The 22,025-nt window shown below is 68.4% G+C and carries 20 protein-coding genes; 11 read left to right on the forward strand and 9 right to left on the reverse strand.

Annotation, left to right across the window (positions count from 1 at the left end):
• The first annotated feature begins 384 nt into the window (after positions 1 to 384).
• Positions 385 to 1,596 (forward strand): DUF1444 domain-containing protein, encoded by a 1,212-nt coding sequence (locus HUA78_RS05455; RefSeq protein WP_174463254.1) that lies wholly within the window; start codon positions 385 to 387, stop codon positions 1,594 to 1,596.
• Positions 1,597 to 1,608: 12 nt separating this feature from the next.
• Here the strand turns inward: HUA78_RS05455 and HUA78_RS05460 are convergent, their stop codons facing one another.
• Positions 1,609 to 2,544, reverse strand: coding sequence for a LysR family transcriptional regulator (locus HUA78_RS05460; protein ID WP_174475784.1), 936 nt, complete (start codon positions 2,542 to 2,544; stop codon positions 1,609 to 1,611).
• An 82-nt stretch (positions 2,545 to 2,626) separates the two neighbouring features.
• Here HUA78_RS05460 and HUA78_RS05465 point away from each other — a divergent pair, with 82 nt between their 5' ends.
• Genes HUA78_RS05465 through HUA78_RS05480 form a run of 4 tightly spaced genes read left to right on the forward strand, consistent with a single transcriptional unit; the run spans position 2,627 to position 6,401 of the window.
• Entirely contained in the window at positions 2,627 to 3,862 is a 1,236-nt protein-coding gene (locus HUA78_RS05465) for an acyl-CoA dehydrogenase family protein (protein WP_371745502.1), read from the forward strand.
• A 6-nt stretch (positions 3,863 to 3,868) separates the two neighbouring features.
• Entirely contained in the window at positions 3,869 to 4,954 is a 1,086-nt protein-coding gene (locus HUA78_RS05470) for a phosphotransferase family protein (RefSeq protein WP_174475785.1), read from the forward strand.
• The gene (locus HUA78_RS05475; protein WP_174463250.1) at positions 4,954 to 5,643 is read left to right on the forward strand and encodes a histidine phosphatase family protein; all 690 of its coding nucleotides are present in this window, start codon (positions 4,954 to 4,956) and stop codon (positions 5,641 to 5,643) included. Before HUA78_RS05470 ends, HUA78_RS05475 begins: the two co-directional genes overlap by 1 nt.
• Before the next feature lie 11 nt (positions 5,644 to 5,654).
• On the forward strand, positions 5,655 to 6,401 hold the full coding sequence (locus tag HUA78_RS05480) for an SDR family oxidoreductase (protein ID WP_174465744.1): 747 nt from the start codon (positions 5,655 to 5,657) through the stop codon (positions 6,399 to 6,401).
• A gap of 128 nt (positions 6,402 to 6,529) precedes the next feature.
• On the opposite strand, the gene HUA78_RS05485 is transcribed toward HUA78_RS05480, so the two are convergent.
• Entirely contained in the window at positions 6,530 to 7,261 is a 732-nt protein-coding gene (locus tag HUA78_RS05485; protein WP_141640745.1) for a dienelactone hydrolase family protein, read from the reverse strand.
• Positions 7,262 to 7,377: 116 nt separating this feature from the next.
• A complete protein-coding gene (locus HUA78_RS05490) occupies positions 7,378 to 8,202 on the reverse strand; it encodes a helix-turn-helix domain-containing protein (protein WP_174465743.1) in 825 nt (274 codons plus the stop codon).
• A gap of 258 nt (positions 8,203 to 8,460) precedes the next feature.
• Between HUA78_RS05490 and HUA78_RS05495 the strand changes: the two genes are divergently transcribed.
• The 3 genes from HUA78_RS05495 to HUA78_RS05505 are packed head-to-tail and all read left to right on the forward strand — an operon-like array spanning position 8,461 to position 11,007.
• Complete coding sequence (locus tag HUA78_RS05495; RefSeq protein WP_174457524.1) at positions 8,461 to 8,850, forward strand: hypothetical protein; 390 nt, start codon at positions 8,461 to 8,463, stop codon at positions 8,848 to 8,850.
• 20 nt (positions 8,851 to 8,870) lie between these two features.
• Complete coding sequence (locus HUA78_RS05500; RefSeq protein ID WP_174457525.1) at positions 8,871 to 10,451, forward strand: hypothetical protein; 1,581 nt, start codon at positions 8,871 to 8,873, stop codon at positions 10,449 to 10,451.
• Positions 10,452 to 10,482: 31 nt separating this feature from the next.
• On the forward strand, positions 10,483 to 11,007 hold the full coding sequence (locus HUA78_RS05505; RefSeq protein ID WP_174475786.1) for a hypothetical protein: 525 nt from the start codon (positions 10,483 to 10,485) through the stop codon (positions 11,005 to 11,007).
• A 12-nt stretch (positions 11,008 to 11,019) separates the two neighbouring features.
• Here HUA78_RS05505 and HUA78_RS05510 read toward each other — a convergent pair whose 3' ends face one another.
• A complete protein-coding gene (locus tag HUA78_RS05510) occupies positions 11,020 to 11,910 on the reverse strand; it encodes a bifunctional transcriptional activator/DNA repair enzyme AdaA (protein ID WP_141640750.1) in 891 nt (296 codons plus the stop codon).
• Positions 11,911 to 12,083: 173 nt separating this feature from the next.
• On the opposite strand from HUA78_RS05510, the gene HUA78_RS05515 reads away from it, so the two are divergent.
• Both HUA78_RS05515 and HUA78_RS05520 read left to right on the forward strand, forming a co-directional pair.
• Positions 12,084 to 12,716 carry a glutathione S-transferase family protein gene (locus HUA78_RS05515; RefSeq protein ID WP_174475787.1) on the forward strand — a complete coding sequence of 211 codons (633 nt, stop codon included), beginning with the start codon at positions 12,084 to 12,086 and terminating at the stop codon, positions 12,714 to 12,716.
• 397 nt (positions 12,717 to 13,113) lie between these two features.
• The gene (locus HUA78_RS05520) at positions 13,114 to 14,427 is read left to right on the forward strand and encodes an alpha/beta fold hydrolase (protein ID WP_174457528.1); all 1,314 of its coding nucleotides are present in this window, start codon (positions 13,114 to 13,116) and stop codon (positions 14,425 to 14,427) included.
• Between the two features lie 9 nt (positions 14,428 to 14,436).
• Here HUA78_RS05520 and HUA78_RS05525 read toward each other — a convergent pair whose 3' ends face one another.
• The 5 genes from HUA78_RS05525 to HUA78_RS05545 all read right to left on the reverse strand — a co-directional run bounded on the left by HUA78_RS05525 (position 14,437) and on the right by HUA78_RS05545 (position 20,861).
• The gene (locus HUA78_RS05525; protein WP_174457529.1) at positions 14,437 to 15,528 is read right to left on the reverse strand and encodes a TrkA family potassium uptake protein; all 1,092 of its coding nucleotides are present in this window, start codon (positions 15,526 to 15,528) and stop codon (positions 14,437 to 14,439) included.
• Between the two features lie 14 nt (positions 15,529 to 15,542).
• Positions 15,543 to 16,748: a twin-arginine translocase subunit TatC gene (locus tag HUA78_RS05530; protein ID WP_174475788.1), complete on the reverse strand. Its 1,206-nt coding sequence runs from the start codon at positions 16,746 to 16,748 to the stop codon at positions 15,543 to 15,545.
• Positions 16,749 to 16,787: 39 nt separating this feature from the next.
• On the reverse strand, positions 16,788 to 17,345 hold the full coding sequence (locus tag HUA78_RS05535) for a twin-arginine translocase TatA/TatE family subunit (protein ID WP_174475789.1): 558 nt from the start codon (positions 17,343 to 17,345) through the stop codon (positions 16,788 to 16,790).
• Between the two features lie 131 nt (positions 17,346 to 17,476).
• Positions 17,477 to 18,760 carry an MFS transporter gene (locus HUA78_RS05540; protein ID WP_141644277.1) on the reverse strand — a complete coding sequence of 428 codons (1,284 nt, stop codon included), beginning with the start codon at positions 18,758 to 18,760 and terminating at the stop codon, positions 17,477 to 17,479.
• Between the two features lie 43 nt (positions 18,761 to 18,803).
• The gene (locus tag HUA78_RS05545) at positions 18,804 to 20,861 is read right to left on the reverse strand and encodes a methyl-accepting chemotaxis protein (RefSeq protein ID WP_174475790.1); all 2,058 of its coding nucleotides are present in this window, start codon (positions 20,859 to 20,861) and stop codon (positions 18,804 to 18,806) included.
• 120 nt (positions 20,862 to 20,981) lie between these two features.
• Here HUA78_RS05545 and HUA78_RS05550 point away from each other — a divergent pair, with 120 nt between their 5' ends.
• On the forward strand, positions 20,982 to 22,010 hold the full coding sequence (locus tag HUA78_RS05550; protein WP_174475791.1) for a histone deacetylase: 1,029 nt from the start codon (positions 20,982 to 20,984) through the stop codon (positions 22,008 to 22,010).
• Positions 22,011 to 22,025: the final 15 nt, after the last annotated feature.

A 22,025-nucleotide genomic window follows, 5' to 3' on the forward strand; every position in this document is an offset into this window, starting at 1 on the left:
GGGTGAGGTTCGGAGAGGGGCCGAGACGGACGGGGCCAGCTGGCGTCGGATGGAGGTCTGGGCACGGGCCCCTGCCACAAGCTCATCTCTCTCGTGACCGACCTATCCGTGCTCGGGGAGCGATGCTCGAAGGCGGCTGTCGCCTATGCGGAGGTGGAGCTGGCCGGCTGTGCGCAGGTCGTGCTGGGGGAGTGGACGGGGGAGGTCTTCGAAATGAAGGAGGGTGATTGGGGTTGGTTCCGGAAGCTCCGCGGGATGAAGCTGCTCCCAGGCAGGTCCGACGCCCCCTGGTCGTCCGACCAGCCCCCATGACGGAGCCTGGCATCGACAGTGATTGGCTCCTGTGGCCGCGGATGGAGTCCGGTGCGCTATAACCCTCCGCCCATGGAGTTCTTCAAAAGACTTCTGGGGTTGGAGAAGAAAGCCTCCGCGACCTCGCGCACCCGTGAGGTGCTGCTGCTCGAGGTGGAGGCGGTGTTGTACTCCCTCCCCTATGTGCTCAGCGTCAAACGAGTGGTGGATGAGTTTGCCGTGGGGTTCCGGGTGAATGGTTCCTCCACCCGGATGAACCTGGAGAGCCTCTTGCTGGCCACGCAAGACATGACGCCGGAAGAGCGCTCCCACCATGTCCGGCAGTTCTTCACCGCCCTCACGATGCCAGCGTCGCTCCCGGACTCCTGGGCGGACGTCCGGGAGAAGGTGATGCCCGTGGTTCGCCCGGCCTCTTTTGGGCCCAGGGCCTCGAGGGAGGTGGCCAACGCCCTGGTGGAGCGACGTCCCATCCCTTTCCTGCGGGTGCTGCTGGTGATGGAGCTGCCCAACTCCACCTCGCATATGTGGCATGAGCACCTGGCGAGGTGGGAAATCTCCGAGGAGGAGGCCTTCGCGGCCGCCTTCGCCAACCTCGCCCGTGTCGCTGACTCAGAAGATGACGTCTACGAATCCTCGCGGCTGCTGGACCCTGGCTTCCTCGCGTCTTGCGCTGGCAAGGTCAGCGGACGTCCCGTCATCAGCGTTCCCACACGCTCCAGATTCATCTTCACGGGTGGTCAGGATGAAGCCAGGGTCACCCAGTTGTGCGAGCAGGCGCAGTTGGAGTTCGAGTCCAACCCACACGCCATCTCACCCGCGCTCTACACCCTGGACAGCGCGGGCCGCGTGGCTCCCTATCTCCGCCGTGGCAATAATGAGCTCGCGCGACGCGTGCGCCACGGACACGCGTTGTTCGCGCTGAGGGAGTACGAACTCCAGAAGGAGAGCCTCCAGGCCTGGCATGAGGCGGAGGGCGTGGACACGCTCCTCTCCGACTTCACGCTCAACACCCGCAACACGGATGGGTATCCCCTCGCCTGGACGATGTGGATCAAGGACCAGGACATGCTGCTTCCCGAAGCGGACCTGGTGAGCATCGACGACGACGAGGGGGCCCCCTTCATCGTGTCCTTCCCCCTGGCGAGGCGCTTGGCGCCCGAGTGCTTTGAGCTGGTGCCGGACCTGTGGCCGACGCGCTATCGCACCGTCGCGTGGCCCGAACCCCGGGTCGTCGAACAACTGCGCGCCGCGACGGTCGACCTCGCGACGTTCGAAGCGGAGTAAGCCATCATCCACTCACGCGCCACGCCTCGCGTCCATCAGTCCCTTCGCCAGGGATTGAAGCTCCGAACGCAACCACTGACTGCGCGGCTCGCTGTCCTCGGAGCGATGCCAGTACAGGTGCAACTCCAGTCGGGGCAGCGCGAGCGGCATGGGTAGCAGGTGGTTGTCGAGCTCCGCGTTGATCTCCTCCGCGCGGCGCCGGGGCATCGTCAACATCAAGTCTGAGCCGGACACGATGCGACAGGCCGTCTCGTAGTGCCGGCAGCGCACCGTCACCTCGCGCTGGTAGCCCAGACGGCTGAGCACCAGGTCCTCCACCGCCAACCCCGTTCGCCGCGAGGACACCGTGACATGTCGCGCTCCCATGTACGCCGTCACGTCCAGCCGCCTGCGCTTGCGGCTCACCACGCAGAACGCGTCATGGGTGAAGGCCGTGTGCCGCAGTTGAGCGCTGGTGGGTTGCTCCACGTCGATGGCCAGGTCCAACTTGCCGGAGGCGAGGTCTCGCTCCAGCCGCGTCCGCTCCAGCCGCACACTGCTGATGCGGGCCTTGGGACTGTGCTCCCGGAGCCGAGCCACGAGCCGGGGGACGATGGACGGCTCCAGCATGTCGCTCATCGCCAGCGTGAAGGTGCCCACGTCCCGCGTGGGCTCGAAGCCCCGGGTGTGATGCACCGCCTGCTGCAGCAGGGCCAGCGCCTCGCGAATCTCCGGTGCCAGTCGCTCCGCCAGCGGCGTGGGCGCCACCCCGCGCCCCTCCCGGACGAATAAGGGAGCCCCCAATTGCTCGCGCAGGCGCGTCAGCGCATGGCTCACCGCGGACTGGCTGAGGAACAGCACCTCCGCCGCGCGCGTCAGGTTGCGCTCCCGGTAGACGACGTCGAACACCCTGAAGAGGTTGAGGTCGGGGGCCCCCTGCCGTCGCGCTGAATCCTGAACTGGGCTCATGACGACACATGACCAACATTCAGTGGATTCAACAAGAGACGGGTGCCAAGGATGGCCTCCTCTCGTGAGAGGAGGCTGCACCGTGAACTTCGAGCCGAGCGCCAAAGCCAAGGACTACCTGGAGCGCGTGAAGCAGTTCATGCGCGAGCACATCGAGCCCGCCGAGGAGCGCTACTACCAGGAGGTCATGGAGGCCTCCCGTGGCGGTGACTGGAAGACGTGGCCGGTGTCCTCCGTCATGGAAGACCTCAAGGCTCGCGCCAAGGCGAAGGGACTCTGGAACCTCTTCCTCCCGGACGAGAAGCTGGCCCCGGGCCTCACCACGCTCGAATACGCCCCCATCGCCGAGGAGACCGGGCGCAGCCTGATGGCCCCCGAGGTCTTCAACTGCAACGCCCCCGACACCGGCAACATGGAGGTGCTGTGGAAGTACGGCACCCCCGCCCAGCAGGAGCGCTGGCTCAAGCCGCTGCTCGCGGGTGAAATCCGCTCGGTGTTCTGCATGACGGAGCCGGGCGTGGCCTCCTCGGACGCCACCAACATGGAGGCCACCGCCGTCGTCGAAGGCGACGAGGTCATCCTCAACGGCACCAAGTGGTGGTCCACCGGCCTGGGGCACCCCAACGCCAAGGTCACCATCTTCATGGCGCGCACGCCCGACGCCGGGGGCGACCGTCACCACCAGCACTCCATGGTGCTCGTGCCCCTGGACGCGCCGGGCGTCACCATCAAACGCATGCTGCCCGTCTTCGGCGAGTACGACGCTCCCCACGGCCACGGCGAGGTGCGCTTCGACAACGTGCGCGTGCCGCTCTCCAACATCATCGGCGGTCCGGGCATGGGCTTCGAGATTGCCCAGGGCCGACTGGGCCCCGGCCGCATCCACCACTGCATGCGCTGTGTCGGCGCGGCGGAGCGGGCGCTCGAGTTGATGATTGACCGGGGCATGAACCGCACGGCCTTCGGCAAGCCCATCATGAACCTGGGTGGCAACCGCGAGCGCGTGGCCGAGGCCCGCATCGCCATCGACCAGGCCCGCCTGCTCACGCTCTACGCCGCGTGGAAGATGGACCAGGTGGGCCCCCTGGGCGCGATGACCGAGATTTCCGCCATCAAGGTCGTCGCCCCGAGCATGCTCCAGCGCATCGTCGACGACGCCATCCAGATTCATGGTGGCGCGGGCGTGTCCAATGACACGGCGCTCGCGGGCTTCTTCGGACAGGCGCGCACGCTGCGGCTCGCGGACGGTCCGGACGAGGTGCACAAGGGCGTCATCGCCCGCATCGAGCTGGCCAAGCGCGGCTTCTCCAGGAAGTGACCCACCATGGCAACCCACGCCACGCCTTCCACTTCGCTCGACGCACCCGGCTCCATTCGCGCCGGTGAGGAGCTGAACGTCGCCGCTGTCGATGCCTGGCTCAAGCAGCAGGTACCCACGCTCGAGGGCTCGCCCACGGTGACGCAGTTCTCGGGGGGCGCGTCCAACTGGACGTACCGCCTCAAGTATCCGAACCGCGACCTCATCCTTCGCCGGCCGCCCGCCGGAACGAAGGCGAAATCCGCGCACGACATGTCGCGCGAGTTCCGCGTGCAGAAGGCGCTCAAGCCCATCTACCCGTGGGTGCCGGAGATGGTGGGTCTGTGCCAGGACCCCGCCATCATCGGCGCGGACTTCTACGTCATGGAGCGCATCGAGGGCATCATCCCTCGCGCCAATATGCCCCGGGGCATGAACCTCAGCCCCGCGGAGACGCGCAAGCTCTGCCTCAACGTCGTTGACCGGCTGCTGGAGCTGCACGCCGTGGACGCCCAGGCCGTGGGCCTGTCGTCGCTCGGCAAAGGGGCCGGCTACCCGAGGCGCCAGGTGGAGGGTTGGTCGGACCGCTACGAGAAGGCCCGGACGTGGAACGTGCCGAGCTTCAAGTACGTGCGCGCCTGGCTCAAGGACCACATCCCCGACGACGTCGCCACCTGCGTCATCCACAATGACTGGCGCTTCGACAACGTGGTGTTGGACCCGGGAGACCCCACCCACGTCATCGGCGTGCTCGACTGGGAGATGGCCACACTGGGCGACCCGCTGATGGACCTGGGCAGCGCGCTGGCCTACTGGGTCCAGGCCGATGACGACTTCTTCATGCGCGCCACGCGGCGCCAGCCCACGCACGTGCCCGGCATGCTGCGCCGCCAGGAGGTCGTCGACTACTACCTCCAGCGCTCCGGCCTGAAGCCCGCCAACTGGACGTTCTATGAGGTCTTCGGAATCTTCCGGCTCGCCGGCATCATCCAGCAAATCTATTACCGCTATCACCACAAGCAGACGCGCAATCCGGCGTTCAAGAACTTCTGGTCGCTGGTGACGTACTTCGACTGGCGCTGCAAGCGCCTCATCCGGAAGGGTGGCCGCTGATGGGCGTCGTGTATCTCATCCGTCATGGTCAGGCGTCTTTCGGCGCGGAGAACTATGACCAGCTCTCCGAGACGGGCTACATCCAGGCGCGAGTACTCGGTGAGGCGCTCAAGCCACGGCTGACCGTGGACGCGGTCGTCACCGGCACGCTCACCCGCCACCGGCAGACGGCGGAGACGTGCCTCACCGCGATGGGCACGAGCCTCCTGCCCACGCGCACGCCGGGATTCAACGAGTTCGACCACGATGAGCTCGTGGCCCGGCACACGCCGCGCTACGCGAATCACGCGGCCCTGGCGGAGGACCTCCTGGGAGCCGCGGACCCGCGCCGGGCGTTCCAGGAACTCTTCACCCAAGCCGTCGGGCGCTGGGTCGCCGGGAAACACGACGCGGAGTACACGGAGCCCTGGCCCAAGTTCCGGGAGCGCTGTGTGCGGGCGCTGGACGCGCTCATCCAGGGTCTCGGGCCGTCGAAGACGGCGCTGGTGTTCACCTCGGGCGGCCCTGTCACGGCCATCTGCCAGCACCTGCTCCAGATTCCAGATGAGCACGCGTTCCGGTTGAACTGGACGCTCGCCAACTGTGGCATCACCAAGGTCATCTACAGTGACCGGGGCCGCTACATGTCGACGCTCAACGAGCACGCCCACTTCGAGGGCCCTCAGCGCGCCCTCATCACCTACCGCTGAGGAACACCGCCATGCGCAAGAACATCCTGATTACCGGCGCCAGCTCCGGACTGGGTGAGGGCATGGCCCGCGAGTTCGCGGCGCGGGGGCGCAACCTCGCGCTGTGTGCCCGGCGCACGGACCGGCTGGAGGCGCTGCGCTCGGAGCTGCTGGCGAAGCATCCGGACCTGCACATCTCCGTGCGCGCGCTGGATGTGAACGAGCACGAGCAGGTGTTCGAGGTCTTCGAGGCGTTCGCGAAGGACCTCGGCAGCCTGGACCGCATCATCATCAACGCGGGCATCGGCGTGGGGAAGCGGATTGGCACCGGGAACTTCGCCACCAACGCGAAGACGGCGCAGACGAACTTCGTGGCCGCGGTCGCGCAGTGCGAAGCGGCCGTGGGCATCCTGCGCAAGCAGGGCCAGGGACACCTCGTCACCATCTCGTCCATGAGCGCGATGCGAGGGCTGCCTCGGCATCTCACCGTGTACGCGGCGACGAAGGCGGGCCTCGCGACGCTGACGGAGGGCATTCGCGCGGAGCTGATGAACACGCCCATCAAGGTGTCGACGATTTATCCCGGGTACATCCACACGGAGCTGAACGCGGGGGCGAAGAACCTGCCTTTCGCCGTGGACTCCGCGACGGGCTCTCGTGCGCTGGTGAAGGCGATTGAGCGCGAGCCGGTGAGCGCCTACGTCCCCGGCTGGCCGTGGACCGTGGTGGGATTCTTCCTGCGCAACCTGCCACTCAAGCTCGTCGCCCGGATGTCCTGAGCGGACCGAGTGGGAAGTCCTTCCAGCAAGCACCGACTGAATAGCGAAGCGAGCGCCCAGGGTCGGCGAAGCAAGTCCTGCCGCCGGGCTCCTCGCTCCGTGAGCCGCTCATGGCCCCACGGCAGGAGCTACCGTGGCGAGGGCTCGAAGACTTCGTCGAGGAAGGTCCGCATGGCGGCCCAGGAGCGCCTCGCCGCGGCCGGGTGGTACTGGAGCCCCGCCTGGGGGTTGTGCAACCCCGGATAGGTGAAGGCGTGCATGGCGTGGCCATGGGCATGAAGCTGCCAGTCGGCTCCGGCCTCGGTCAGCTCGCGTGCCACTGCCAGCACGTCGGGAGACGGTCCGGTCGGGTCTTCCCAGCCATGGAGGATGAGGACCTTGGCGGAGATGGGCTCCTGAGGCTCGAGCCGCGGTGGCTTGAGGACTCCATGGAAACTCACCGCGGCCTTCAGGCCCGGCACGGCGCTCCTCGCGAGATCCAAGGCGCACAGGCCACCGAAGCAGTAGCCGATGATGGCGACCCGGTCGGCATCCACGAGGGGATGACGGAGCGCCGCTTCGAATCCCGCCAACAGCCTCCTGCGCAAGAGCGCGCGGTCCGCCATGAACGGCGCCATCAGGCGAGAGTTGTCATCGGCCACGCCTCCCCTCACGCCCTTGCCATAGACGTCCAGGGCAAAGCACACGTAGCCGAGCGCCGCGAGCTCCTCCGCCTTCTCCCGCATCGGGGCGTTCAGCCCATCCCACGCGTGAGCGAGCAGGACGCAAGGTCGACGGGCATCGCTTCGCGAGTCCCAGGTGACGTACGCCTCACAGTCAGTCCCGCCTTCTCGATACTCGACGAACGTCCCCTGCCCCATCGCGCTGGCTCCTCTCTCATCCAGAGGAAAGACAGTCTGGAGCGCCGTCCCGCGAGCGTATTGAACGAATGCGACAAGCCCCCCGCACTTGCCACGGTGGAGCGAGAGAGCATCCGTCAGAAGAAGTGGGCCAGTCCTTCGGGTGCGGCATCCCGGGCCTGGGCGAAGTACTCGGCGAGAATCGACTTCGAAGCGCGCGAGTACCTTCCTGGCGTCATCCCCAGGTGACGACGCCACTGTCGAATCTGATGGGCCTGGTCGCTGAAGCCCTGGAGCGGGTCTCCCTTCCCTGTCTGGGCCGCGTGGAGACTGGATTGAATCCGGTCGAGCCCGAGCAGTTGCTTGGGCGTGTGCCCCGCGTACAGGCTGAACCAGCGCTCGAGCTGCCGTCTGGACACAGACACCTCTCTCGCGGCCTCGTCCACACGCGAAGTCCGCAGCAGGGTCGCCCAGGCATGTCCCAACTGGCTCACACCGACAAGGGCACGGCTCGCGGACAAGCGTCGCAGCAACCAGTCATCCAGGCGCGCGGCGACACGACGTGGAGCCCACGCGGCGGCGAGGTCATCGCAGAGCCGCCGCGCGGCGCCATCCCCCAGGACGCCACCGAGTTCCAACATGTCGTCGCGGCTGTCCTTCCCCAAGGCGGGAAAGAGACGCGCGAGCCCCGGTGGTCGCAGCATCACCATCACGAAGGAGCAGCCCTCTCCGGAGCTCCAGTTCCGGGGATGACTCTGGATGCCCAGCAGCGAGGCGCGGGGCGCTCCCGCGGCGAACTCACTCGCACAGGGCCGACCGAAGTTGAGCGTCAGCACGGCGCCCGCGTGAGGCGTCGTCCGGATGGGCTTGCCCTCGTACGAACCCTCCAGGTCCTCGATGAACCAGTACCCCATCACCAGGGGAGAGAGCGCGGCATGCGGAGGAAGGGCCAGGAACGCCATGACGAAGCCGTTCCATCCTGACACCTCATGGGGTCCGACCGCACCCAAGAACGCGCCCGTCGACGGACTCCAAATACAGACAAGCCCGCGAAAATCCCCACCCTCGGCTCAACGCCATGCGGGCCACCGGAAAGGTCTTTCGCGACCCGTGCGCTACAAGCCCCCTGAGTCCTCGCCTTGACGGCGCTGTTCGGACTCGCTGTAGAATCCCAGCATCAGGCTCCGCGAGTCGACGCGAGCTTTATTGGGGGAAAACACATGGGACTCAGGCAAGCGCTCGAGAAGCTCAATGCTGCGGTCGATGACCTCGTGACGCTGGAGGTCATCACCTACACAGGCCAGGTCAAACACGTCATCCAGAACGACAGCAAAGGCAATCCTGTCATCAATTGGGACAGCCTGACGCAGAGCGCGCTGCCCAAGACAGTCAACGGAGTGACGACAGAAGCAGTCATCAAGCTGGTCGCGGCGACTCAAATCAAGTTCGACGGAGACACGAAGCTCTTCCAGACGGATGAGCAGGACATTCCCCGGCTTCAGGAGCTGCTGGACGTGCACCGCAAGTCCGTGGAGACCAGCCTCGCTGCCCGGAAGGCCGTCGTGGACTTCTTCGCCGACACCCTCAAGGAGATTGTCTCCAAGACCTGAGCCCCCGGCCGAGCTCCCACATGCCGCCTCCATCGACGACACAGGGTCATGTCGCGGCCCTGTTCAATGGCCCCCGCAGACTCTCCGCGGCGCAGGGCGTGCCGCTGAGAGCCGGTGGGGAAGAGCCCCTCGCGAACGCATTGAACCTGGAAGAGAACCTCCAGATTCTGGAGCAGCGAACGGGGCTCGTCCCGCTCTCCGCCCTGACGCCCTCGTCGCAGGGAGCCAACTACGAGCGGTACCAGCTCGTGGTGCGCGCCGTCCGTCTGCGCCTGAGCCACCTCGGCTACGCCGTGGGAGACCCCACGAGCGACAAGATGAATGCGGAGCTCCTCAAGGGGCTCAACGTCTTTCGCAGGGACATCGGGCTGGAGGCGAGTGGCGCCACCATCGAGCAGGCCACGTGGGATGCGCTCCAGGAGTTCGTCACGCTGGAGGACCCGCTCCAGATCGACAAGTGGTACCCCGTCGGTGGAATGGCGCGTCCCGTGCTCGTGCGCGCCGTCCAGCTCCGCCTGACGACGCTGGGCCTGCGCCCCAACGTCCCCGTCGACCCGAGCGACACGAACAACCTGCGCATCCAGCTCGCCCGTTTCCGCGCCGTCGCCGCCGAGCTGGGACTCATCCCCTCCAGCAACATCTCCGAGCGCCAGGCCATGGAGCTGGTGCTGTCTCACGATGCCCTCGTGGACAAGGTGGCGAAGGCCGCCCCTCCCGTGCGTCAGGCGCTGGAGGGGCTGGCACTGTCCGAACAGAACCTCTCCGCCGCACGGCGTTTTCTCCTGCGACTCGCGCGCAACGAGCTGTGGCTGAACGGCTATCCCCTGGGCGACATTCGGGAGCCCGCCACCCAGCAGAAGATGCTCAAGGCGCTGGACCTCTACTGGCGAAACAATCCGAAGAGGCCCCTCACCGTGGCCGCCATGGAGAGCGCCACCCACCAGGTCACCCCGGAGCTGTTCGAGGACTTCGCACGCCAGCAGCGCGAAGAGGATGTCTCTCGCGACGACATCCTCGGCTTCGTCCGGGCCAACGAAGCCGAGCTCCAGGACTACTGGACGAGCGAGGTCGACAACTCGGACTTCTTTCTCTGGGACGGCATCAAGCGCACCTTCAAATGGCTGAAGCGGCAGGTCGTGCGACTCGGACAGTCCCTGTCGACCATCTTCGAGGCCGTCGGTGACTTCGTCAGGACCCTGGCGCGCAATGTCTTTCGCTCACTCTTCCGCGTCGCCAACGAGGTGCTCGGCGCGGTGAGCCGAGCCGCCACGGCCTTCGTGGACGGCATCGGCATCTTCCTGGGCGGAGAGCTGCTCCCCCCTGCCCCACGGCTGAACATGGGCTGCCGGCTCAACATGGACTGCGACACCGTCCTGCTCATCGACCAGGAGGCTCCGTTGGAGGAGGCGCGAAGCCTCTTGCGGCGCCTGGAGCGGGTGACGGCCGCGCTGGGGCTGGCGGGGGCCGTCCTGTCACTGGTCATCCGACTCGTCGCGAGCGCGGCCACGGGCGTCATCGGATGGCTCACCTTGATTGCCAGCCTGGTGCATTCGGCGCCCGAAATCATCGCCAAGGTCTCGGCGCTCGCGGCGCTGGGCTGAGCCCTCTCGCTGAAACAACCCAGGAGGAAACATGGTGCGTTTTCAGGTCAAGCGGCAGGTGAACATCGACGCTTCTCGCGGAGCCAGGCTGCGCGAGGCCCTCGACATCCTCGAGCGCATCGTGAACTCCAAGTCGTTCCGTCTCCGGGTCCTGGAGCACTCCGCCTACACCTGGAACGAAGGACTCACGAACGAGCAGATTCTCAACCGGCTCATCTGGGGGCAACCCACGCCGCCGCTGGGTGCCCTCGCCGTGCCGCGCCTCGTCTTCTTCGACTACGAGCTCGTGCAGCGGCCCATCTGGAAGAAGCTGTCATCCGTTCGCGGGTGGCGCATTCCGGAAACCAACGACATCTATACCTACGTGGACGCCTTCGACTCGATGAGCCCTTCGGAGCTGGCCTCTCATCTCGGACATGAGGTCGTTGGCCATCTCGCCGGTGAGTTCGACCACCCCTCGCGGAAGGGCCCCGAGCGAGACGCATCGGTGCCCTACGTCATCGACGACTTCATCGAGGAGCTCGCGGAGAAGCTGCCGCTCGACGAAGCCGCCTAGCTCCCCGTCGACTCAAGCCAGTTCGGACCGGGCGGCCTCGACGCGGAGCTCGCCGTCCTCGTTCTCCGCCCCGTACCGCAGCGACTCCCACGCGAGCATCACCTGCTTGCGCGCGGGTCCCCAGCGGTAGTCCCCGAAGACGCCCGTCTTGCGCAGCACGCGGTGGCAGGGAATCAGCAACGCCACGGAGTTGCCTCCCACCGCCGTGCCCACCGCGCGCACCGCCTTCGGCTTGCCAATGGCCCGGGCGAGGTCCTCGTACGTCGCCACCTCTCCCGGCGCCACGCGCAGCAGCGCCTGCCACACCTGCACCTGGAACGGCGTCCCCTTCACCAGCACCGACAGCGGCGTGCGCCCACTCGGCGGCGCCTCCGGGAAGATGCGCTCCACCCACGGCGCCGTCTCCCGAATGGACTCCACGAAGGTCGCCTTCGGCCACTGCGCTCGCAGCTCCGCCAGCGCCTGCGCTTCCGACGCCCCCGTGAGGAAGTGCAGTCCGCAGATGCCCCGCTCACACACGGCAATCAGGCACTCTCCGAAGGGCGACACATGCACCCCGTGGTGCACCGTGAGCCCCTCGCCCCCGAGCTTGAACTCCCCCGGCGTCATCGCCGTCAGCGTGACGAAGAGCTCGTGCAGTCGCCCGCCCCCCGACAGCCCCACGGCGAACGACGTGTCGAGCACGCTGCGCCGCTCGGCCAGCAGCCGACGCGCCGAGCTGAGGGTGTGCACCTGAAGGAAGCGCTTCGGGCTGATGCCCGCCCAGCGGGTGAAGAGGCGCTGGAAGTGGAAGGGGCTGAGCCCCACGTGCGCCGCGACGTCGTCCAGGGACGGCTGCTCGCGCGCATGCGCATCGAGATAGAGAATCGCCTGCTCGATTCGGGCGTAGTCGCTGGTCGCCATGTCCCGGCTCCTGGCTGAAAGGTGTGTCCTCCCCTCGGTATGGCCCCCGGACCCCGCCCCTTCAACCCGGTTCTTGCGCCCTCTCGGAACGCCACGGGCCGCAAGGACCGGGTCGCTCGCCTGGAGGCAGGGGCCTACGCTGCCACCCATCAGCCCCCCACCCGGAGCCCCGCATGCGCCTCTACGACTACGCGCCTTCCGCCAACGGCTACAAGCTGCGCCTCCTCTTGTCCTGGCTCGACAGACCCTACGAGCTGGTCCCCGTGGACATCTTCGCGGGCGAGAGCCGCACGGAGGACTTCCTCCGCCACAAGAACCCGGATGGCCGCATCCCCGTCCTGGAGCCCGAACCGGGGCGCTTCCTCGCCGAATCCAACGCCATCCTCCTCTTCCTCGCCGAGGGCACGCCGCTGCTCCCTCAAGACGCCTTCGAGCGCGCGCAGGTCCACCAGTGGCTCTTCTTCGAGCAGAACGCCGTGGAGCCCAACATCGGCACCGCGCGCTTCTGGAAGCTCACGGGCCGAGCCCCTCGCCACCCGGAGACCTTCCTCCTGCGCATCGAGGCGGGTCGCAACGCCCTCAAGTCCCTGGAGCGCCACCTCCAGCACCGCACCTTCCTCGTGGGCGAGCGCCCCACCGTCGCCGACATCGGCCTGTATGCCTATGCCCACGTCGCCCCTGACGTGGGCCTGGACCTGGGGGACTTCCCCGCCGTGTCCGCCTGGCTCGCGCGCGTGAAGGCCCGCCCCGGCCACATCGGCGCGCTCGCCCCGTACACCGCGAACGCCCACGTCACGAACCAGTGAGAGGGATTCCCGCGCCGTCGTGGAATCCCACGACACCGTGGCGCTGCGAGTGTCACACGCCTCTCACGCCGCGCCCTGGCACGGTGGGTCGGCTTGACTCGCGTGGGGCGAGCGTTTATCCCTAGCGGCGATGACGTCCCTTCTCGCCATGCGTCGAATGTCGATGACAGGTGGGCTCCCGCCCGCCCGTGTCGGCTGACGTCCATCCGACCCTGGCGAGCCACCGAGCCCACCCACCCCGCGAGGGTCGGTGGGCTTCGTCGTTTCTGGCCCTCCTTCAGCGCCCTCGCTCCACCCCGTAGGAGCCGAGCGAAGCCCGTCACGCCCGAGCTGAACCTCGTTCCCTCCCGGACGCCCCCGCGCGCCCGCGACAACACCCGCTTGTCCGGAGTCTCCCTTGGCCTCCCTCCCCTGCGCGCCCACGCCGCGCCTCTTTGAAGTGACCACGCCGGACCTGACGCTGGAAGCAGGCGCCCGCCTCACTCCCCACCTCGTGCGCGGCTGGTGGTGGGGCCCCGAGGACGACCTGCCGTGGCTCCACGCACGCGCCCGGCTCCTCCCGGACGAAGAAGCCCAGGCCACCTCGCCGCGCGTCGTCCGTCGCACCCTCGCCGAGCAACACCACGCCGTCGAGCGCGACCGCCGTCGAAGTACCACCCGCCCCTCCGCGCGCGTGCCCACCGTGCTGCTCGTGCACGCGCTCACCGGAGACATGCGCGCGGGAGGAGAAGGCGGCTGGTGGGAGCCCGTCATCGGCCCCGGCCGCGCGTTGGACCCGACGCGCGTGCGGCTGTTGTGCTTCAACAACCTCGGCTCCTGCTACGGCACCACGGGCCCCGCCGACGAAGGCTTCCCCCGCCGCGCGGACGACACGCGCTTTGGCCCCGCGCCCACGCTCGCCAAGGGGGACCTCCGACAAGACGAGCAACACCTTCCCGCCACCGTCACGCCGTGGGACCAGGCCCGCAGCATTCTCCTCGCGCTCGACGCGTTGGGCATCCAGGAGGTGGACCTCGTCACCGGCGGCTCGCTGGGCGGGATGATTGTCCTCTGCCTCGCCGCCCTCGCTCCCGAGCGCTTCGCGCGCATGGCCCCCATCGCCACCGCCGAAGCCGCGTCCTCATGGGTGGTGGGCCTCAACCACGTCGCGCGGCAGGCGCTGCTCCTGGACCCCGGCTTCCCTGAGGCCCCCCACCGCGGCCTCGAGCTGGCACGACAGCTCGCGATGCTCACCTACCGCGCCGAGCCCGGACTCGAAGCCAGTCAGCAGCGCCCACCCACGTGGTCCTCCCGCGCGCTCTACCCCGTGCAGAGCTACCTGGAGCACCAGGGGCGCAAGCTGGAGGCCCGCTTCGACGCGCGCGCCTACCTCGCGCAGCTGGGCGCCATGGACCACCACGACCTCGCCCGTGCGCCGCACGGTGGACTGGAGCGCATCCGCGCGAGCGCCCTGTGCGTGGGCATCGACAGGGACCAGCTCTTCTTCCCCGAGCACATGGAGGCCCTGGCCCGGCGACTGCGCGCGCTCGGACGCCATGCGGAGCACGCGGAGCTGTCCAGCCTGTACGGCCACGACGGCTTCCTCGTCGAGTGGGAACCCCTCGCGGCCCTGCTCACCCGAGCCCTCGCGCTTCCCTCGGCGCTGGAGCACGGCGGCGCCGCGCTCGCGTCCACCAGCGCCACCCGCCCCGCGACAGCGAGGACGGTGTGACGCCGGGATTCAGCCCACCTTGCGCTGCCCCGGGAGCGGCGGCGGGTCCTGGTGGGACCAGGTGGGCGGCTCCGCCTCGCACGAGAAGGCGCGCAGGCGGCGGTACTCCGGATACGACGCCTGGATGGCCAGGATGTCACCGGGGCGGATGACCTCCTCGCCCACCGGGTGCAGCCGCTCGTGGCTGCCGCGAAGCAGCGACAGCGCCAGCCCGCCGAACCTGTCCCGGATGTCGGAGATGGTCAGGCCGGGCAGGCCCTCGCGCGCCTCGAAGTTGGACACCACCATCAGGTGCTTGCCCAGGTGGAACGAGTGGATGATGCGCGGGTCCAGGGCCGCCAGCGCCATGGCGGGCGCGGCGAGCGACGAGCTGGAGAGCGCCTCCGCCTTGAAGGTGTCGCGCACCTTGCCGCTCAGGTCCTCGTCGAACAGCCGGATGACGACGCGGATGTTCGGGTTCATCCTCCGTGCATCCAGCGCGATGTTGAGGTTGGCCAGGTCATCGTCCGTCGCGCAGACGATGGCGGACGCGTCCTTCACGTTGGTGCGCGGCAGGCACAGCGGGCTGCGCGTGTCGTCGATGAGCAGCGGCACGTTCTCGTCCCGCAGCGCGGAGACGAAGGCCGCGTCCTCGCGCTTCTCCACCACCACCACGTCCTTCTCCATCTCCCTCAGCTGCGCCACCACGCGGTAGCCCACCCGCCCCGCCCCGCACACCACGACGTGGCCCTTCATCGTCTCGGTGACCACTTCAATCCACTCCTTGTCGTTCTTGTGCCGGGCGAAGAAGAGGTAGGCGAAGCGCACGACGCCGTCCGCCACCAGGGCGATTCCCGCCGGGGGAATCACGACGTTCAAAAGCTCGATGAGCCAGTCGTGCACGTAGGGCAGCGACGGTTGGCCATAGAGCAGGAAGTAGACGTGGTGCAGGGCTTCGCCGAAGGAAATCGGGTCCCCGTCCGCTCCCTTGTAGCGCCAATGGAACATCAAGGGCCCCACCACGAACAGGGCCACGGCCAGCCCCATCGTGGTGCGGAAGCGGCGCAGCAGCGCGCGCAGATATCGGACGTTGGCCCGGAAGTGCCGGCGGGAGCCCACCATGGTCGCGGACCCTACTACGACGCCGGGGTGATGCCCGTCTCGGCCGCGTTCCGCGCCCGCCGCCGCTCCACCAACCACACCAGCAGGACGCCCAGCTCGTAGCAGAGCAACATGGGCCCCGCCATCAGCGACAGGTTCACCACGTCACCCGTCGGGGTGATGATGGCCGCCGCGATGAGGCACACCACGAAGGCGTGGCGCTGGTACTTGAACAGCCACTTCGACTGCACCACGCCCACCACGCCGAGCAGCGCCATCACCAGCGGCAGCTCGAAGATGATGCCGAAGGCGAGGATGAGCAGCAGCACCAGCGACAGCTGCTCGTGCATCGTCAGCATGGGCCGCGTCCACCGCGCCGCCTCGTGCCGCGCCTCGCCCGCGGACAGCTCCTTCTCCAGCTTCCACAGGCCGGACAGCTCCTCGGTGCGCGTGGGCGCCACGCCCGCCAGCAGGCTCGCCGCCTCGTCCATGGCCACCGACGCCGCCGCGTAGTCCTGCTTCGCGTAGGCCGTCACCGCCACCACCTTCTTCTCCACCGCCTGCCGCAACACGCCGCGCGACTGGACGCCGTAGCCGTCCGCCGCCGCGTCCACCAGCTTGCCCAGTCCGGCCAGCCGGGACTTCAGCTCCACGGACTGCGAGGGCGCCCGCTCGGGGGCCGGTGACTGACCTTCTCCATCCGCGCGCAGCGAAGCGCTGGTCTCCTTCGCCAGCACGCCCGCCCGCTCCGCGTCGCCCACGCGCAGGAAGCGCAGGGCGTCATCCGCGCGCAGTCGGGCCGTGTCCAGCCGCTGCTCCAGCGCGAGCGTCTCCTCCTCGTTGAGGAGGAACTTGAACATGGAGGGCAGCACCGCGAAGTAGCAGAAGCACGCGCCCGCGATGAAGGCGAGCGAGCCGAACATGACGAAGGGCGCCGCGTAGCGCCGCTCCTCCGGGAAGAGGCCGGGCGAGACGAAGCCCCAGATCTGCCAGAGGATGACGGGCGTGGTGAGGAAGATGCCGCAGTACACGCCCACCTTCATCAGGACGTTCAGCTCCTCGATGCCGGACGTGTAGATGAGGGCGCGGTTGCCCTCCGGGAGCGCGTCCAGCACCGGCCGCATCAGCACGCCGAAGATGGGCTTGGCGAACAACAGCGACACCGTCCCCAGGATGAAGACGGCCAGGGTGCACTTGAAGAGGCGCCCGCGGAGCTCCGACAGGTGCTCCATCAAGCTCATCCGCAGGTCGGAGTCAGCGGCAGTCTGGGAACTCAGGGGTCAGCTCCGTTTCGGCGCGTTGCGCGCCACGGTTCCAGGCAGCGGCGCGAGGCGGGGCAGGCCATCCGCGCCCACGCTTTCGGCGGCGTCGGAAGAAGGGGTGGAGGAAGGCGTCTCGGTGGGCGCGACGGGCTCGGAGACGGCCGTGGGCGCCCCAGGCTCGGACACGGGCGAGGGGGCGGGGGCGGGGGCGGGGAGGTCCACGCCATCCAGGCCCAGCGGCGTGCGCGGATGCCGCGCTTCCGGCGTGGGCTCCGTGGACTCGGAGACAGAGTCGGCGGGCGGCGCGAGGTGCGTGTCCGGCGGCAGCGCCTGGGGGGCGGGCGAGTGCGCGAAGGCCGTCCCGGGGCGGATGGGCGGGGTGGGGTCGCGGTTCAGCTCGTGGTCCATGGTGTAGAACTCGCGCTCCACCACGTTGCGGACCTCGTCCGTCTGGCGACGGAACTCCCGCATGAACTTGCCGATGGCACGCGCCAGCTCGGGCAGCCGCTGCGGCCCGAGGATGAGCAGCGCGGCCACCGCGATGAGCACCATTTCGCCTGCGCCGATGTTGAACATGTCCTGACGGGCTCCCCGAAGCAGCCCGGTTTATCGCGCCCCGGGCCCCCTGGCGCAACCGCTCGACGCTTCCGGACGTCCGCCCGTCACCGTGGGCGGGGGGCAACCGGGCCCACCACCGGGCCCACACACTACTGGTGTGGGTGTGCCTGGGGCGACAAGGGGACGGCCAGGCCCTGCTCGGCAGGCACCGCCAGCGCCCGGGCCTGCTCCTTCGAGCGGACCTGACGCTCCACCACCCACAACACCGGCGGCAGCAAGAGCGACATGCCCATGGACACCCCGGCCACGAGCCCCATTCCGCCCAGCGTGCCGTCCGGCAGGTCCGTCAGGAGCTGCGCGCTGAGAAAGGCGCCCAGGGCCGCGGCCATGTGCTGGACGGCGGACTGCAACGACATGAAGCGCGCGCGCACCGGGTTGTCCGGCACGCGCGAGGTGAGCGTGTTGTAGGACACGTTGCGCACGCCCATCGCCGTCATGAAGAGCACGAAGAGCAGCGGAATCGGCAGCCACTGGGGGTAGCGCACGAAGCCCACGTAGGTGGCGACCAGCACCAGCAGCGAGCCGGCCGTGCCGACCTTGAAGGCCCCGAGCCTGTCCACCAGCGGCCCCGCCAGTCGCAGGGTGATGAAGCTCACGATGCCGCCGACGAAGTACGGCAGCCACAGCAGGTCGCGCGGGTAGCCCAGGTTCTGCTGGAGGTAGGCGGAGATGTTGGGGATGAGGACGAAGCCCGCCATCATCACCACCGCCGTCATGAGGTAGGACAGCTGCACCTCGCGGCGACCGAGCAGCTCCAGCACGCCCACCGTCTGCACCGGCCCGCGACCGTTCACCAGGTGTCCTCGCACCGGTGGCAGGAAGAAGATGGCGCCCAGCGCCACCAGCAGGCCCAGGCCCGCCACCACGAAGAAGGGCAGACGCCAGCCTCCGTGCTCGGCCAGCTTCAGCGCCATGGGCACCCCCGCCACCGAGGCGATGGAGAAGGCCCCCATCACCGCGCCCAGCGCCCTGCCCCGCCGCTCCACCGGAATCAGGTCCGCGATGATGGACAGGGACAGCGACGTGGCGGGCCCACCGAAGATGCCAGCGACGACGCGCGCCATGAGCAGCGTGGACATGCCCGTGGCCAGTCCTCCGGCCGCCGTGGCGAGGACCAGGCCCAGCATGGACACCGCCAGCGCCTTGCGCCGGTCGAACCTGTCCAGGAAGTAGCCGCCCGCGAGCCCCGCCACGCTGGCCGCCGCCGTGTACGCGCCGCCGATGGTGCCGATGTGAGAGGAGGCGATGCCCAGCCCCTTCGCGAAGTCGGGGCCCAGCGGCATCACCATCACGAAGTCCAGGATGTTGACGAACTGGACCGCGCCAATCAGGAAGACCACCCAGCGCTCGGAAACCTGTCGCTCTGTCGGCATGCCGACCCAGTCCTAAGCCATTCGCGGGCGCAGCGCACGACTCCTACACGCGGAAGCGACGCACCTCGCCCCGGAGGATCTCCGCCTGCCGCTGGAGGTTGTCGATGGCCTCCTCCAGTTGCTTGACGGAGCGTGTCTGGTGCTCGGACACGCCCTTGATGGTCTCCACGGCCTTGAGCACCTGCTCGCTGCCCTTGGTCTGCTCCTTCTGGGCGCGGTTCAGGTGCGTCACCATCTCGTTGATGCTCTCGATGGAGCGGGTGATCTGCTTGCTGCCGTGCGCCTGCTCCTGGCTGCTGCGCTGCACGTGGGCGGTGAGCGCCTTCATCTTCTCCGCGCTCTTCATGATCTGCTCGCCGCCCTTGGCCTGCTCGTTGGAGGCCTTGGAAATCTGCTGCACCGTCTCGCTGATGCGGTGGATGGAGGCCGTCACCTGCTTGCTGCCGCGCGCCTGCTCCACGGTGGCGCGAGCAATGGCCTTCACCATCTGCGTGGACTTCTGGGTGCTGTCGTTGATTTTGCGCAGCGCCCCTTCGGCCTCGCGGCCCAGTTGCACGCCCTCGTCCACGTTGCGCGCGCCCTGGTTCATCACCACCACGGCGTTGCGGCTCTCCTCCTGGATGCTGCGGATGAGCTCGGCGATTTCCTTGGTGGACGCGCCGGTGCGCTCGGCCAGGTCCTTGATTTCCTCGGCCACCACCGCGAAGCCCTTGCCGTGGTCTCCCGCCTGCGCGGCGATGATGGCGGCGTTGAGGGCCAACAGGTTGGTCTGCTCGGCCACGTCGTCGATGACGTTGAGGATGTTGCCAATCTCGGAGATGCGCCGGCCCAGGCTGTCGATGACGTCCGCCGTCGCCCGGCTGGTGTCCTTGATGCGGTCGATGCCGGTGAGCGTCTTGCGCAGCGCCTCCACGCCCGTCTGCGCGTCGTCGAAGACCTGCTCGGACAGGCGCGCCGTCTCCTTCGCGTTCGCCTCCACCTGACCGATGGCCGCGTCCATCTGGCTGATGGCCGAGGACGTCTCCTCCGTGGAGGACGACAGCTCCTGGATGTTCTTGGCGACCTCCTTGATGGAGAACGTCATCTCCTCAATCGCGCTGGTGGTCTCCTCAACGCTCGCGGCCATCGCCGTGACGTTCTCCGCCACCTCGTCATTGGTGGCGGCCATCTCCATGATGGAGGAGCTGCTCTCCTCCGCGCTCTGGTAGAGGACCTCCACGTTCTCCGCGATTCCGCGCAGCGAGGCCATCATCTCCACCATGGAGGAGGACGTCTCCTCCACGCGGGCCTGGACGGTGCTCGCGCCAGAGGACACGGTGGTGCCGGTGCGGTGGATCTGCTCGATGACCCCGGCCACCACGTCCGACACGCCGCGCACCCGACCCAGCGTGTCGCGCCAGCTCTGGGCGATGCAGTTGAGCGCCTCCGCCAGCAGGCCCAGCTCGTCGCGCGAGCTGATGTCCACGCGGCCGGTGAGGTCCGCCTCCGCGAGCCTCCGCGCCATGGTCATCATCGCGTCCAGCGGCACGAGGATGAACGCGCGGGAGATGAAGAAGGCCACGACGAGGAAGAGCGCCAGGCCGATGCCGAACGCCAGCAGCACCACCTGGCGCAGCGAGGTGACGACCTCGTCCAGCGACGAGAAGTTCACCGCCACCAGCACCTGACCTGGGCCCTCGCGCAGCACCACCGGGCGCACAATCGCCCGGTTGCCATTGTCGAACAGGGCGCCATCCAGGGGCGCGCCGGGACTGCCCTCCAGCCGCTGCCTCAGGTTCTTCAGCAGCCACGCCTCCGCGCCAGGGGGATGGACGGCCTGCATCCGGCCGTCGGCGCCGAGAACGGCGATGAGCGCGAAGTCGTCGTCTCCTCCGTGCAGGGCCTCCAGCAGCGGAGGGAGCACGGAGACGGAGGTGTTGGCCAGATCTCGCGCGGCCTGGAGGGCCTTGTCGTCGCCGTGCTTCGTCAGGCGCGTCTCCAGGAAGTCCTCCACCCGGGCGGGGACGACGAAGAAGAGCGTCCCGAGGATGATAGCGAGCACCACGGCGAAGGAGCCGAGCAGGATGCTGCGCAGGCCGGGTTTCTTGAAGCGCGGAGCCAAGGCGAGGCACTGTAGGAATGGAAACACCGACAGGGCAAGAACCGGGGTGGAGCCCTCGTCCGCCCCTCCGCCCGGCGGGAGCCTGACTTCCCCCCGTCTGGATGCGTAAGGTCATACCCGATGAAGCCCACCCTGCTGCTGACCGACCCCCTCTTCCTCCAGCACGACCCGGGAGAGGGACACCCGGAATCCCCCGCGCGCTTGCAGCGCATCCTCGGGGTGCTCGCGCGCGCGCCGGTGCGGGGCACGGTGATGGCGGCCCCCCGCTCCGCGACGGACGCGGAGCTGATGGCGGTCCACACCCCGGAGCTGCTCACGCGCCTGCGCAAGCTCAGCGGACACCAGGCCCAGATTGACGCGGACACCCACGTCTCTCCGGACAGCGTGGATGCGGCACGGCTTGCGGCGGGCGCCTCGGTGCAGGCCGTGGAGGCCGTCATGGCGGGACAGGCGCGCAACGCCTTCGCGCTGGTGCGTCCTCCCGGACACCACGCGGAGCCGGACCGCGCCATGGGATTCTGCCTGCTGAACAACGCGGCCATCGCGGCGGAGGCGGGGCGACGGCTGGGCGCCGAGCGCGTCCTCGTGCTCGACTGGGACGTCCACCACGGCAACGGCACGCAGGCGGCCTTCTGGGGGCGCCGCGACGTGATGTACCAGTCGGTGCACCAGTTCCCCTACTACCCGGGCACCGGCGCCACGCCCGAAGTGGGCCGGGGCGCGGGTGAGGGCTACACCGTGAACGTGGGCCTGCCGGGCGGCAACTCGGACGCGGACTATGGGATGCTCTTCGAGGAGCTGCTCCTGCCAGTGGCCGAGGCCTACCGTCCCCAGTTGGTGCTGGTGTCGGCGGGCTTCGACCCGCATCAGCACGACCCCATTGGCGGCATGGACGTCACGGAGCGGGGCTTCGCCGCCATGTGCTCCGCGATGCGCGCGCTCGCCGAGCGCGTCTGTGACGGCAAGCTGGTGCTGCTGCTCGAAGGGGGCTACTCGCTGGAGGGCCTGTCGCAGTCCGTGCATGCCTGCATCGAGGTGCTCGCCGGACGCACCGACAGCTTCCCCACGGGCGACGTCCACACGGACGCGAAGGACGCGCTGGCCGCGAGCCGTCAGGTGATGAAGCCGTATTGGAGCGCGGTGTCGTAGTCGGGTGTCGACGTG

Source organism: Myxococcus sp. CA033, from assembly GCF_013336625.1.
Lineage (GTDB): Bacteria > Myxococcota > Myxococcia > Myxococcales > Myxococcaceae > Myxococcus > Myxococcus llanfairpwllgwyngyllgogerychwyrndrobwllllantysiliogogogochensis.

Coding starts and splice junctions, on each gene's coding strand:
- HUA78_RS05455 (WP_174463254.1), top strand. CDS start 385: ATGGAGTTCTTCAAAAGACTTCTGGGGTTGGAGAAGAAAGCCTCCGCG.
- HUA78_RS05460 (WP_174475784.1), bottom strand. CDS start 2,544: ATGAGCCCAGTTCAGGATTCAGCGCGACGGCAGGGGGCCCCCGACCTC.
- HUA78_RS05470 (WP_174475785.1), top strand. CDS start 3,869: ATGGCAACCCACGCCACGCCTTCCACTTCGCTCGACGCACCCGGCTCC.
- HUA78_RS05475 (WP_174463250.1), top strand. CDS start 4,954: ATGGGCGTCGTGTATCTCATCCGTCATGGTCAGGCGTCTTTCGGCGCG.
- HUA78_RS05480 (WP_174465744.1), top strand. CDS start 5,655: ATGCGCAAGAACATCCTGATTACCGGCGCCAGCTCCGGACTGGGTGAG.
- HUA78_RS05485 (WP_141640745.1), bottom strand. CDS start 7,261: ATGGGGCAGGGGACGTTCGTCGAGTATCGAGAAGGCGGGACTGACTGT.
- HUA78_RS05490 (WP_174465743.1), bottom strand. CDS start 8,202: ATGGCGTTCCTGGCCCTTCCTCCGCATGCCGCGCTCTCTCCCCTGGTG.
- HUA78_RS05495 (WP_174457524.1), top strand. CDS start 8,461: ATGGGACTCAGGCAAGCGCTCGAGAAGCTCAATGCTGCGGTCGATGAC.
- HUA78_RS05500 (WP_174457525.1), top strand. CDS start 8,871: ATGCCGCCTCCATCGACGACACAGGGTCATGTCGCGGCCCTGTTCAAT.
- HUA78_RS05505 (WP_174475786.1), top strand. CDS start 10,483: ATGGTGCGTTTTCAGGTCAAGCGGCAGGTGAACATCGACGCTTCTCGC.
- HUA78_RS05510 (WP_141640750.1), bottom strand. CDS start 11,910: ATGGCGACCAGCGACTACGCCCGAATCGAGCAGGCGATTCTCTATCTC.
- HUA78_RS05515 (WP_174475787.1), top strand. CDS start 12,084: ATGCGCCTCTACGACTACGCGCCTTCCGCCAACGGCTACAAGCTGCGC.
- HUA78_RS05525 (WP_174457529.1), bottom strand. CDS start 15,528: ATGGTGGGCTCCCGCCGGCACTTCCGGGCCAACGTCCGATATCTGCGC.
- HUA78_RS05530 (WP_174475788.1), bottom strand. CDS start 16,748: ATGAGCTTGATGGAGCACCTGTCGGAGCTCCGCGGGCGCCTCTTCAAG.
- HUA78_RS05535 (WP_174475789.1), bottom strand. CDS start 17,345: ATGTTCAACATCGGCGCAGGCGAAATGGTGCTCATCGCGGTGGCCGCG.
- HUA78_RS05540 (WP_141644277.1), bottom strand. CDS start 18,760: ATGCCGACAGAGCGACAGGTTTCCGAGCGCTGGGTGGTCTTCCTGATT.
- HUA78_RS05550 (WP_174475791.1), top strand. CDS start 20,982: ATGAAGCCCACCCTGCTGCTGACCGACCCCCTCTTCCTCCAGCACGAC.